The organism is Spirosoma lacussanchae (assembly GCF_005870035.1).
Lineage (GTDB): Bacteria > Bacteroidota > Bacteroidia > Cytophagales > Spirosomataceae > Spirosoma > Spirosoma lacussanchae.
This window is the reverse complement of record NZ_SWJG01000001.1, coordinates 1,350,389-1,363,586: the sequence shown is the minus strand read 5'-3', so window position 1 is coordinate 1,363,586 and position 13,198 is coordinate 1,350,389. Positions and strand designations below refer to the sequence as shown.

Here is a 13,198-nt window from a genome sequence, read left to right as displayed (position 1 = left end):
CGTAAAACAGTATTCGTCTCTGCCTCTTCGCTACATCAACTTTATGAAACAAACCAAATACCTCTTCAACGCTGGCCGCATGAGTCGGCAGGACAACACGCTGAAGTTTACGCCGGTAGACGAAGCCGGCCAGGAAGGACAGCCGCGCTTTCTGCCCGTTGAGCAGGTGTCGGACCTGTATGTCTTCGGCAGTCTGGACGCCAACTCGGCCCTTTATAACTTTCTGGGCAAGGAAGGCATCGCCGTTCACTTCTTCGACTATTACGAGCATTATACCGGTTCGTTTATGCCGAGGGAGTATCTGCTGGCGGGCAAAATGCAGGTCGAGCAAACCCGCTATTATTTGTCGCCCAAAAAGCGGATCGCCATTGCCCGAACGTTTGTAGAAGGGGCAGCCTGCAACATTTTGCGGGTGTTGAAGTACTACAACAATCGGCAGAAAGACCTGGAAGCGGCCGTTACCACGGTAGAGCAGCTGCTGGCAAGCGTACCGACCGCCCCGGACGTACCGACGCTGATGGGTATTGAAGGCAACATTCGCCAGACATATTATAGCTGCTTCGATGCCATTGTGGGGGAAACATTCTGTCTGGATGGTCGCAGCAAACGCCCACCCCAAAACGAGTTGAACGCGCTGATTTCATTTGGCAATATGCTCTGCTACACCGCCTGTCTGAGCATGATTTATCATACACAGCTGAACCCGACCATTAGCTTTCTGCACGAGCCGGGCGCGCGCCGGTATTCGCTGGCGCTGGACATGGCCGAGATTTTCAAACCAATTCTGGTTGACCGGCTCATTTTCCGTATGGTGAACAAGCGGCAGCTCCAGGCGTCAGACTTTCGGGCCGAGGTGGGCGGCTGCGTCATGAAAGAAGCGGCCCGGAAGCGGTTTCTGGAGGAGTTCGACGCAGCGCTGAAAGAAACGATCAAACACCGGGCCCTGGGTCGGAGCGTGAGTTATCGACACCTGATTAAGCTGGAGTGTTACAAGCTTCAGAAGCATTTGCTGGGGATCGAGGAGTACAAACCATTCAAGGCCTGGTGGTAAGTTAATTTTTTGAATGAGCGAATGCGTGATGGCGTGCGTACTTGTTGCGCAGCTTTTCACTCAATCGCTTATCCACTCAATCACTCCATAAAAACATGTACGTGATTCTGGTGTATGACATGGGGCAGAAGCGGGTCGGCAAAATGCTGAAGCTCTGTCGGCGGTATTTGAACTGGATACAGAATTCTGTTTTCGAGGGTGAAATGACGGAGGTACAGCTAAAAGAACTGCTTTATGAAGCCCGGCGGATTATGCGCGAAGACGAGGATAGCCTGATTCTGTTCAAAAACCGGGATCAGAAGTGGCTCGACAAGGAAATCGTGGGTGTAGAACGGCAGTCGACGGATAACTTTTTGTAAGGAGAATGTCGTCGGTCTGGCCAGAATTGTTCTTTGACATGCTGTAAAGACAAGCAATAATGCACCGTTTGGCTATAAAAGCCTGATACTGAACCGTCGTCGATCGCCGGACTTTTTCGTAGTAATGGCGATCGACGATTTTTAGGCCAAAAAATTAATTGTCAGCGTGCCTTTGGACAGCCTGAAGGCACTTTTTTCGTGATAATTTCACGGCTTCTAATCGTACCTGAGTGGAATTGAAATTAGCGACTGGCAAGCCCGTCGAGTTTCCGGCCGGGCTTCTAATCGTACCTGAGTGGAATTGAAATTAAAGTCCAGCACTGCCACGCGCAAGGGGCTGGCACTTCTAATCGTACCTGAGTGGAATTGAAATGTCTACTATCAGCAGGTTATCAGATGAGGGGTCGACTTCTAATCGTACCTGAGTGGAATTGAAATGCATAACCGGCGTCCGGCGTCGTCCTGGCTTGCGTTCTTCTAATCGTACCTGAGTGGAATTGAAATGGCGCTGCGTATAGCCATACCGTCCCGGCTGATGCCCTTCTAATCGTACCTGAGTGGAATTGAAATAGCCAACGGGCATCTGGCAACAGGTGCGGAACCTGACTTCTAATCGTACCTGAGTGGAATTGAAATTAGCTCAATGGCGTGAGATGCGACACCCTCTAAACGACTTCTAATCGTACCTGAGTGGAATTGAAATATGAAACAACTAGCTATTGCCCTGCTTTTGCTACTGGTCTTCTAATCGTACCTGAGTGGAATTGAAATGAGGGTAAACTATTGGGCATCGTCGGGACCGACCTGCTTCTAATCGTACCTGAGTGGAATTGAAATTTGGAAATTACGTCGCCGTTAATGTAGCTCGATGCCTTCTAATCGTACCTGAGTGGAATTGAAATTCGTATTATTAAAAAGAATCTTAAAGACCCTGACAGCTTCTAATCGTACCTGAGTGGAATTGAAATCGAAGTCCCCACTATGGTTGTCATTGCTGACGTTATCTTCTAATCGTACCTGAGTGGAATTGAAATGGGTGCGGGTTGAGAGTGAGAAGTCGTATTTAGGCTTCTAATCGTACCTGAGTGGAATTGAAATCGTGAACAACCTGAGCCAGTTTCGATTCTGCCCCGAGCTTCTAATCGTACCTGAGTGGAATTGAAATAATACGCATCAGCCAAATCAATCAGGTATTGCAGGGCTTCTAATCGTACCTGAGTGGAATTGAAATATGGACTTGAAGACAGCCAGTACAAACGGGTCCTGGCTTCTAATCGTACCTGAGTGGAATTGAAATCGTTGCCTAGTTCATCCGATTTCGCTGGACTAGGCTTCTAATCGTACCTGAGTGGAATTGAAATGCCATGAACGTCTATGTGCATGAGGGTGCGGGCTGGCTTCTAATCGTACCTGAGTGGAATTGAAATATATTCTGCGAGTAGTTAAACCGGATTCTTACGCACCCTTCTAATCGTACCTGAGTGGAATTGAAATCCGTTCACTAAGCCCGAAATCTGCTGCGGCAAATGGCTTCTAATCGTACCTGAGTGGAATTGAAATGTTGGCCCGTGCCTGTCAGGACTACCCGGACGCGTATCTTCTAATCGTACCTGAGTGGAATTGAAATTCAGACATCCCGTTTGAGCCAGTGGTCTATATCAGCCTTCTAATCGTACCTGAGTGGAATTGAAATTATCGAATTAATCCTAGTCGCTAACCACACGTAACACTTCTAATCGTACCTGAGTGGAATTGAAATGATGATGCGGTTCGCCTGCCCTACCTGATGAGCACAGACTTCTAATCGTACCTGAGTGGAATTGAAATGGATTGCGCTCATGCGCGACCTCCAACCTATCCCCACTTCTAATCGTACCTGAGTGGAATTGAAATTGGGTGACCGGATTATTACCGCTACGAATGAACGCCCTTCTAATCGTACCTGAGTGGAATTGAAATGACGAAGCGCGAGGTCATGGACCTACCTCGCGACTACCTTCTAATCGTACCTGAGTGGAATTGAAATGTCAACAGCGCAGTAGCTAGTAAATTGGCCACGACCTTCTAATCGTACCTGAGTGGAATTGAAATCCAGTTGCTTGTTCCTCCCCTGCCCTGCTGGTAGGCCTTCTAATCGTACCTGAGTGGAATTGAAATCAGGTCGGCGGCTGTTAGCATAAAAGCGTCGCCAAACTTCTAATCGTACCTGAGTGGAATTGAAATGCGTCGTGCTGGCTTGCGCTTAGTGCAGACCTTAGCGCTTCTAATCGTACCTGAGTGGAATTGAAATAATAGTTTGGGGCGGGATTGGAATGAATCTCCCGAGATCTTCTAATCGTACCTGAGTGGAATTGAAATTCACGCTCAGGGACGAGCCAGGCTATAAACCGATACCTTCTAATCGTACCTGAGTGGAATTGAAATTTTTTTTCGTGACATTATTCCCGCCGAATTGCAAACTTCTAATCGTACCTGAGTGGAATTGAAATCAAGACCCATGCCCAACGCGAAACAATCAAAGCCGTCTTCTAATCGTACCTGAGTGGAATTGAAATTGTGACGCCTGCGAATGGGTAGCAATGAATCCGCCCTTCTAATCGTACCTGAGTGGAATTGAAATGGACAGTAGCCTACCGCGTAACGGGCGGGCTGCGCGACTTCTAATCGTACCTGAGTGGAATTGAAATCGAGTGTACGACACTCCGGCTCGTGGTTCTGGGCAAGGCTTCTAATCGTACCTGAGTGGAATTGAAATTCGCCTGAATGCAAGTAGCTACTCCATGCCGTCCGGGCTTCTAATCGTACCTGAGTGGAATTGAAATGTCATCGAGCAACAGGCATCAACGGCGCGAGGTCTGGCTTCTAATCGTACCTGAGTGGAATTGAAATTACCCACCGTAAAATGATCAACCTCTACCGCACCACTTCTAATCGTACCTGAGTGGAATTGAAATGCCGTGCGCGCCCGGCGCAGGCTGTCGGCGGTCCCTTCTTCTAATCGTACCTGAGTGGAATTGAAATGTGCTGCAGGAGCGCATCCCCGACGGCCCCAAAGTAACTTCTAATCGTACCTGAGTGGAATTGAAATAACGCCGGTTGGCTCTACTCGAAGCGGAACAGCGCTTCTAATCGTACCTGAGTGGAATTGAAATAAAGTAGCTAGATACGGCTGTGCTAAGGTCTTTGTCTTCTAATCGTACCTGAGTGGAATTGAAATAACGGGATGAATCAATAGCGGCTATCGTGTCGGATACTTCTAATCGTACCTGAGTGGAATTGAAATCTAAGCTGCGGGGTCGATGAGGTAGCGCCAGACGATCTTCTAATCGTACCTGAGTGGAATTGAAATAATGGCTGGAACGGTTGGGGTGGGTTCGCCAGTCTCTTCTAATCGTACCTGAGTGGAATTGAAATTTTTTCGAGCGCCCTGATTTTGTCCTGCAACCGCTCTTCTAATCGTACCTGAGTGGAATTGAAATTTCCTGAAAGAGCAGTGCGACGCCATCGGCCTACCCCTTCTAATCGTACCTGAGTGGAATTGAAATTGGCAAATCCGGCTTGACACAGGTAGGGCGAAAGACTTCTAATCGTACCTGAGTGGAATTGAAATAACACACCCACGTTCGCTACAATCTGGAGGATGGCTTCTAATCGTACCTGAGTGGAATTGAAATGCATTTGCGCAGGAACAGTACGCGAAGGTGTTGACTTCTAATCGTACCTGAGTGGAATTGAAATTGGCTGGCCCGGCTAGCTCGTGCCTGTCAAGATTACCCTTCTAATCGTACCTGAGTGGAATTGAAATGTTTTAAAATCATCGACCATCTGGTGTACCGACTCGCTTCTAATCGTACCTGAGTGGAATTGAAATTGTAGCCTTTGTTTCGAAACCGGTTCAGCGTATCCTTCTAATCGTACCTGAGTGGAATTGAAATGTCGACTTCGGCCCGGGCCATGGCTTCGGTAACCGGCTTCTAATCGTACCTGAGTGGAATTGAAATGTCGACTTCGGCCCGGGCCATAGCTTCGGTTTGTCTTCTAATCGTACCTGAGTGGAATTGAAATACGTGATCGCGTATGGCCGATTGACGGAAAACCTGCTTCTAATCGTACCTGAGTGGAATTGAAATGACAACGTTCGTTCGGGCTATTAATAACCTGTCCGGCCTTCTAATCGTACCTGAGTGGAATTGAAATGACCAGCCGCGTAACGGTGAACACGTTCGCGGATGCTTCTAATCGTACCTGAGTGGAATTGAAATTCCGGCAAACTAACCGGCAACGCGGCCAGCAGCTCGCTTCTAATCGTACCTGAGTGGAATTGAAATAGTAAACCTCGACTTCCTAGACGCAATCCTCTAATGCTTCTAATCGTACCTGAGTGGAATTGAAATTCACAGAAACAGGGCTGATTATGGGCCAGCAGACGGCTTCTAATCGTACCTGAGTGGAATTGAAATGCCGCACGCGCCCGGCGCAGGGTGTCAGCGGTTCCGCTTCTAATCGTACCTGAGTGGAATTGAAATATGGCATAGCGGCCAAACAGTAGCTGCATCAGCGCTTCTAATCGTACCTGAGTGGAATTGAAATACGTACTGACTGACTTAGCCGACGATGTGCGCGATACTTCTAATCGTACCTGAGTGGAATTGAAATCTCAACAACCAGCGCGATACGGGCCGCGAGTTCGGCTTCTAATCGTACCTGAGTGGAATTGAAATTCAGCCTTTCCCTGCGTTCAGCCTTGCCGCCGTTCTTCTAATCGTACCTGAGTGGAATTGAAATGATCACCGACCCTGTACTGAAGGGCGCCAGCTGCACTTCTAATCGTACCTGAGTGGAATTGAAATTCGCAGTCGATGTCGATGGCCAGGCCCGACATATGCCTTCTAATCGTACCTGAGTGGAATTGAAATTACCACTTTGCAGCCGCTCGTTTTGCTCCTGTAGTTCTTCTAATCGTACCTGAGTGGAATTGAAATACTGTCTGTTTCTGCGGAAGAACGGGACCGACCTGCGCTTCTAATCGTACCTGAGTGGAATTGAAATCTGTAAACAAGGCACACAATAAATCCACACCTCAGCCCTTCTAATCGTACCTGAGTGGAATTGAAATCAAGAATAAAACCGATAAATCATTGTCGGTAAACCCTTCTAATCGTACCTGAGTGGAATTGAAATCAGCGAATCGTATATCAGTAGGGCTGATATGGGCCCTTCTAATCGTACCTGAGTGGAATTGAAATTTGACACCATCAAATCGGCTATCGGTTACGTGCTCACCTTCTAATCGTACCTGAGTGGAATTGAAATAATGTGAACCCTACCTGCGGCAGGTAATACCACCACCTTCTAATCGTACCTGAGTGGAATTAGGATCGGCGGGGAAGTTGGTTGAGTTGTTCGGTTGGTCCGTTAGGATTTGGGAGGTTCGTTCTTTAGTTGATGAAGGTATTCCATAATGCCTGATGCTAACTATGAAATCATACCTTATTGCGCTGGCTACAGCGGTCGTGCTGGCGGGCTGCTCCGGCAATAAAACCACCCAACAGGCCAATGGCTGGACCAGCCTCTTCGATGGGAAAACCCTCACCGGCTGGCGGGCTGCCGAAAACCCGACCACCTTCAGCGTACAGGATGGGGCCATTGTGGTCTTCGGCCCACGGGCGCACCTGTTCTACGACGGGCCCGTCAACAATCATTCGTTCAAAAACTTCGAGTGGAAAGCGCAGGTGAAAACGATGCCCGGTGCCAACTCCGGCATGTTTATCCATACCACCTACCAGGATACCGGCTGGCCCGTCAAAGGCTACGAAATCCAGGTGAACCAGACCCATACCGACTGGCGAAAGACCGGCAGCGTGTACTCCTTTCAGGATGTGAAAGAAACCTTCGTGAAAGATGACGAATGGTATACCGAACAGATTACGGTCGAGGGTAAAAAAGTGACCGTTCGCATCAACGGCAAAGTTATCAACGAGTATACCGAACCCGACAATGCCGAACGCACCGGCGATAACGCGACCCGCCGGCTCAGCAGCGGCACCGTGGCGCTGCAGGGCCATGACCCCAAAAGCAAGGTGCTCTACAAAGACATTATGATCCGGGTGCTGCCCGACTGATCGGCTCCCTTTTCAGTACGAACGGTCGGTTCGGGCGTGCAGATAGGCGCCCGAACCGACCGTTCGTACTTTTCGGACACTGGCTTTATCGGAATTTCTGAATGCTGTACTGGTTGCTTTGCAGCTGGGCCGGGTTCATGGCCATGGCCGCTGCGCCTACCTCACCGATCCGGGCGTTGAGGGTAAAAATACTGTTGTTCACCAGCACGTTGGTGGTAGCCTGCGCATAGCCGTTCGTGTCGTTTCGGACTAGGCTGGCCGTGGCGAAATTGTCGGTGCTGCGAACCAGGGATACCTGACTGCCGCTATTGGTCACGATATAGAGATCGGTCGTCCCCACGAGGGTAATGCCGTCTCCCCCCTGCAGGGTCAGTCCGCCCACTTCGGTGATGGCGTTGCCGTTGTTGAGATCGATCTTGAAGAGTTTGCCTTCGCTGGTTTTTACGGCAATCAGGTAGCCGCCGGGGTGGTAAATGATGCCGTTCATGCCAAACATGCCCATGGGCGCGCCCAGGCGGGTGTCGTTCACCAGAATAGAGGGGGTTCCGTCGGGCGCTACTTTATAAATGACGGGGGCAAACGAATCCGTTACGTAGACGTTGTTCTGCGGATCGACCGCCAGATCGTTGGCAAAATGACGAACGCCCGGCAGCAGGTTGTCCAGGTCGACGCGGTTGGTAAGCTGGCGGGTAGTCAGATCGAACACCAGCAGTTCGGCCAGCTGAAAAGCGGTTTCGGGTTTGCTCTTGACCGAGACACCCTGATCGCCATTGCAGACCAGAATCCGGCCACTGCCCACCTTCACCCCGATGCCGCTAACGAGGGCCGGGTCCGTGAGCAGGTCTTCATACACGCCCGTTGTCGACACGGTGCCGATTTTCCCCTGGGTGATCGACGTAATGATGAACCGATCCAGCTGCGCGGAGTACGCAATTCCTTCGGGGTACTGGCGGGCGGCCGTAAACTCGATCCGATCCGGGAAAACGGCATTGGGACTGTCGCGGTGATCTTCGCAGCCCGTCAGGCAGGCAGATGCGGCCAGCAGAACGCCGGAGACTATACACGATGTTTTCATAACGCAGGACTAGACAATAGATAAAACATATAGAACAAGACGACCAATCGGCACGCCCTTTCCCGTAAGTACCTGTCAAGTCACTTTGTTTCTCTAATATTACGGAGTGGGAACGGCCGGCCGAAACTGCTGGATGCTATAGTCGCGGGCCTGGAGCTGGGCGGGGTTGCCGGCCGCTGCGCTTAGTTCACCGATGCGGGCGTTGAGGGTATAGATCCGACTCCCCACGGCTACGCTGGTGGTGGCCTGCTCGTAGCCAGTAGTATCTGCGCTGACGAGGGTGGCGGTTTTCCAGTCGTCGGTGCTTCTCAGCCGGGATACCTTTTGCCCTTCGTTCACGACGTACAGCTCATTGTCCAGCAGCGTCAGGCCATCGCCCCCCGCTACGGTTACACCCGTAATTTCGGTGATGATATTCGGATTGGCCACACTGACCTTAAACAGTTTGCCTTCGTTCGATTTCACCACGATCAGGTAACCGCCGGGGTGGTAAACGATACCGTTCAGGTTGACCCCCTGCGCCCCGGCAAACAGGGGGCTGTTGATAAAAATACTGGGCTTATAATCAGGCGTAACGCGGTAGATCACCGGCGCAAACGAATCGGTGATGTAGGCGTTCCCCTGCGGATCGAAAGCCAGATCGTTGGCAAAATGACGAACGCCCGGCAGCAGCGAGTCGAGCCGGATGGTCTGCACTCGGGCGCGGGTCGTGAGGTTAAACACCAGCAGCCCGGCCGTTCTGAGGGTGGTCTGGACAGTGCTTTTGGTTGATACCCCCTGATCGGCGTTGCAGACGTATAGCAGGTTGCCGCGAATTTTCAGGCCGATGCCGCTGATGAGCCGGGTGTCGGTGAGGAAGTCGGCATACCGCCCGGTAAGGTCAACGGTACCTACCTTGCCCTGCGTGATGGAGCTGACCAGAAACCGGTCGAGAACGGGCGAATAGGTAATACCTTCGGGATAAAGCCGGTCGGCCTGGAACGCAATTCGTTCGGGAAACACGGCCGCATTGAACTCGCTGTCGGGCGTGTTGCAGGCCCACATACCGGCCAGGAAAAGAACGGGAAGGCGTAGCAGATACCGGAACATAGGCGAATGATTTACTCGATGAGGCAACGGATTCCATAAAGTAGCAAAAAACTATCCGTTTTGTTTTGGGTTTACACTAGAAACGTAATACTACCAACGTCATGAATCATTTCACCACCTTAACCGAAGCCATGGAAGCCCTGCGCGAACGCGGCTATACCCACGAATTCGGCCCGAAAAGCGATTATCTGGAAGAGAAAAGCACCGAGACCAAACTCAAAAGCGATGAGTTCAACGTAGACGAGTTCCACCGGTTCGAGGGCACGTCGGACCCCGGCGATGAGATGACGCTATACGCCATCACGGCTGCCAATGGTATGAAAGGCGTCTTTGTATCGGCTCAGGGCACCTACTCCAACGAAGCCTCGTCGGAACTGATGGCCAAGTTCAACGTATCGGACCGCGCGGGCGTCAACACCGACGGCGCGGTGCAGCCAATGGATGGTTTGCCCGTCGGCGATAATTGATTTTTGTCATATTTGCAAGAAAAAAGCCCGGAACATACTCAATTTTCCGGGCTTTTCGCTATCTTTGCGCCCTTTACAGAAAAAAGATTGTTGTTATTCGTGCCGATAGATCATGAAATTATCCGAATTCAAGTTTGATTTACCCGAGAGTCTCATTGCTAAATACCCGGTTGAGCGGGGTGAATCGCGGTTGATGGTTGTTGACCGTAAAGCCAAAACCATTGAGCATAAACAGTTTTCGGATATACTCAGCTATTTCACCGATGGCGATGTAATGGTCATCAACAACACGAAAGTGTTTCCGGCGCGTTTGTATGGCAACAAAGAGAAAACCGGCGCTAAAATTGAGGTCTTTCTGCTGCGGGAACTGAACCGCGAAATGAAACTCTGGGACGTACTGGTCGATCCGGCCCGTAAGATCCGCGTTGGGAACAAACTGTATTTCGGCGATAGTGACCTGGTAGCAGAAGTTATCGACAATACTACCTCGCGCGGCCGTACGATCCGTTTCCTGTTCGACGGTAACCACGAGGAGTTTATGAAAGCGGTGGATGAACTGGGCGAAACCCCCATCCCGCGCGAGATGCAGCGCGAAGCCGAACTGGCCGACCGGGATCATTACCAGACCGTTTTTGCCCAGCACGTTGGCGCCGTAGCGGCCCCCACGGCCGGTCTGCACTTTACCCGCGCCATGATGAAGCGGATGGAGATCAAAGGGATTCACTTTGCGCCCATTACCCTGCACGTTGGTCTGGGTACGTTCCGTCAGGTAGACGTAGAAGACCTCACCAAGCACAAAACCGATTCGGAGAATTACCGGATTCCGGCCGATGCGGCCCAGATCGTCAATACCGCGCTCGATGGCGGTAAACGCGTCTGTGCGGTGGGTACGACCTCGCTCAAAGCCATCGAATCGTCGGTGTCGGCCAATAGTCGGCTGAAGCCGGTAGAGGGCTGGACGGATAAGTTTATCTTCCCCCCTTACGATTTTAAAATTGCCAATTCGCTGCTGACCAGCCTGCACCTGCCCGAGTCGATCCTGATCATGATGACGAGCGCGTTTGGCGGTCATGAGCTGATCAAGGAAGCGTATCAGGTAGCCATCAAGGAGAAGTACCGCTTCTTCAGCTATGGCGATGCAATGCTGATTCTGTAAGCCCGCGCCCAATAGTGGGTTGTCGTTTGTAGTTTTGCGTTAGTTTATCCTTCGCATGACAACCCACGACCAACCGACCTCCTCCCCGGCCAGCCCGGCCTATTTTGCCATTATCGTTGCCGGTGGCAGCGGTAGCCGGATGAAATCGGACATACCCAAGCAGTTTCTGCTGCTGAACGGCAAGCCGATCCTGCAACATACACTGGACCAGTTTCTGGCGGTACTGCCCGCCGAACAGATCATACTCGTACTGCCCGCCCGCGAACGCCAGACCTGGTTGTCGCTGTGCGGGCAGTACGGCTTTCAGGCACCGGTGCGGTTGATCGACGGCGGAGCCTCGCGCTTTCAGTCGGTGCGCAACGGCCTGCAGGCCATTCCTCTGTCGGTCGACGGTGGCGTTGTGGCGGTACACGATGGGGTTCGGCCATTCATTGCACCCGACATCATTCGCAGCAGCTTCGAGACGGCTGCCCGCCTGGGCTCGGCGGTGACCTGCGTACCGGCCAAGGATTCCGTTCGGATTGTCGGGACCGACGGCATGAGCCGGGCAATTGACCGGGCCAGTGTCCGGCTCGTGCAGACGCCACAGACGTTTCGGCTCGACTGGTTCCGGCAGGCGTTCGCGACCGATGAGCAGCCTCACTTCACCGACTGCGCCAGTGTGCTCGAACATGCCGGTTTCCCCATCGCGCTGATCGACGGCGCCTACGAAAACATCAAGATCACGACCCCCGACGATCTGGGGTACCGGGGTTAGTTAGCCAGGTATTTTATTCATATCGCCCCGCCGGGGCCGAGTGGGCGGCAGCGCCAGTTTCCAGTACTAGATTCCGTAACTTGCTGATCCGATCAGTTGATTAACCCGCTTCCATGCGTCACCGCTTTCCGCCCGATTACTACATCAACGGTATCCTGAACGGCGACCGGCTTACGCTTAGCCGCGCCATTACCCTCGTCGAGAGCCAGCGGTCAGACGATCAGCTATTGGCGCAACAGGTACTGGAAGGGGTGTTGCCCAACACCGGAAACAGCATCCGAGTCGGTATTACGGGGGTTCCGGGGGTTGGAAAAAGTACGTTTATCGAAGCCTTCGGCCGCTACCTGACCGGGCAGGGTCATCGGCTGGCCGTGCTGGCCGTAGACCCCACCAGCCAGCGGTCGGGCGGTAGCCTGCTCGGCGATAAAACCCGGATGGAGACACTGTCGATGGACCCAAACGCCTACATCCGCCCCTCCCCGGCCGGTGATTCGCTGGGGGGCGTGTCGCACCGTACGCGCGAAACCATGCTGCTCTGCGAAGCCGCTGGCTACGATGTCGTTCTGGTCGAAACGGTGGGTGTAGGCCAGTCCGAAACGGTGGTGCACGGCATGGTCGATTTTTTCATGCTGCTCATGCTGGCGGGTGCCGGAGATGAGTTGCAGGGCATGAAACGTGGCATCATGGAGCTGGCCGACGCGCTCTGTATTACCAAAGCCGATGGCGACAACCGGGCCGCGGCCGACCGGGCGCGGGTCGAGTACCAGAACGCGCTGCACCTGTTTCCGCCTACCGGCACCGGCTGGTTTCCGCCCGTTCTGACCGGCTCAGCCCTCACCGGCGAAGGCGTAGATACGGTCTGGCAAACAATCCGGGATCAGCAGCAACTGACAACGGCCAACGGCTACCGCAACCAGCGTCGGCAGGAGCAGCAGCTTACCTGGTTCAGAGCCCTGCTGCGGCAACGACTCGAGGGTATGTTCTACGAGCAGCCCGGTATTCGCGAGCGGTTAGCCCATATCGAAGAGCAGGTTCGGACTGGCACCCTCCTCCCCGGCCCCGCCATCGACCAGCTTCTGCACTAAAAAAGCCACTGCTCAACGCAGTGGCTTCGGATGGGGG

General features: G+C 52.4%; 9 protein-coding genes and 1 CRISPR repeat array. Of the genes, 7 read left to right on the top strand and 2 right to left on the bottom strand.

The genetic code is table 11. The annotated features are described in order from the left end of the window. Positions 1-43 precede the first annotated feature (43 nt). The 3 genes from cas1b (at position 44) to FBR45_RS05635 (ending at position 7,532) form a co-directional block, all read left to right on the top strand. On the top strand, positions 44-1,051 hold the full coding sequence (cas1b, locus tag FBR45_RS05645; protein ID WP_138500127.1) for a type I-B CRISPR-associated endonuclease Cas1b: 1,008 nt from the start codon (positions 44-46) through the stop codon (positions 1,049-1,051). 95 nt (positions 1,052-1,146) lie between these two features. After that, positions 1,147-1,410, top strand: coding sequence for a CRISPR-associated endonuclease Cas2 (cas2, locus tag FBR45_RS05640; RefSeq protein ID WP_129600129.1), 264 nt, complete (start codon positions 1,147-1,149; stop codon positions 1,408-1,410). A 213-nt stretch (positions 1,411-1,623) separates the two neighbouring features. Continuing rightward, positions 1,624-6,789: a CRISPR direct-repeat array (repeat unit 30 nt; unit sequence CTTCTAATCGTACCTGAGTGGAATTGAAAT). 98 nt (positions 6,790-6,887) lie between these two features. Then, positions 6,888-7,532 carry a 3-keto-disaccharide hydrolase gene (locus tag FBR45_RS05635; RefSeq protein ID WP_138500126.1) on the top strand — a complete coding sequence of 215 codons (645 nt, stop codon included), beginning with the start codon at positions 6,888-6,890 and terminating at the stop codon, positions 7,530-7,532. A gap of 85 nt (positions 7,533-7,617) precedes the next feature. Here the strand turns inward: FBR45_RS05635 and FBR45_RS05630 are convergent, their stop codons facing one another. Then, on the bottom strand, positions 7,618-8,607 hold the full coding sequence (locus tag FBR45_RS05630; RefSeq protein ID WP_138500123.1) for a gluconolaconase: 990 nt from the start codon (positions 8,605-8,607) through the stop codon (positions 7,618-7,620). Positions 8,608-8,706: 99 nt separating this feature from the next. After that, positions 8,707-9,696 carry an SMP-30/gluconolactonase/LRE family protein gene (locus FBR45_RS05625; RefSeq protein ID WP_138500121.1) on the bottom strand — a complete coding sequence of 330 codons (990 nt, stop codon included), beginning with the start codon at positions 9,694-9,696 and terminating at the stop codon, positions 8,707-8,709. 101 nt (positions 9,697-9,797) lie between these two features. On the opposite strand from FBR45_RS05625, the gene FBR45_RS05620 reads away from it, so the two are divergent. The 4 genes from FBR45_RS05620 to meaB all read left to right on the top strand — a co-directional run bounded on the left by FBR45_RS05620 (position 9,798) and on the right by meaB (position 13,161). Beyond that, positions 9,798-10,163 (top strand): hypothetical protein, encoded by a 366-nt coding sequence (locus FBR45_RS05620; RefSeq protein WP_077919005.1) that lies wholly within the window; start codon positions 9,798-9,800, stop codon positions 10,161-10,163. A 112-nt stretch (positions 10,164-10,275) separates the two neighbouring features. After that, the gene (queA, locus tag FBR45_RS05615; RefSeq protein ID WP_077919006.1) at positions 10,276-11,319 is read left to right on the top strand and encodes a tRNA preQ1(34) S-adenosylmethionine ribosyltransferase-isomerase QueA; all 1,044 of its coding nucleotides are present in this window, start codon (positions 10,276-10,278) and stop codon (positions 11,317-11,319) included. 55 nt (positions 11,320-11,374) lie between these two features. Continuing rightward, positions 11,375-12,076 (top strand): 2-C-methyl-D-erythritol 4-phosphate cytidylyltransferase, encoded by a 702-nt coding sequence (locus FBR45_RS05610; protein WP_138500119.1) that lies wholly within the window; start codon positions 11,375-11,377, stop codon positions 12,074-12,076. Between the two features lie 113 nt (positions 12,077-12,189). Then, positions 12,190-13,161, top strand: coding sequence for a methylmalonyl Co-A mutase-associated GTPase MeaB (meaB, locus tag FBR45_RS05605; protein ID WP_138500117.1), 972 nt, complete (start codon positions 12,190-12,192; stop codon positions 13,159-13,161). Positions 13,162-13,198 lie beyond the last annotated feature (37 nt).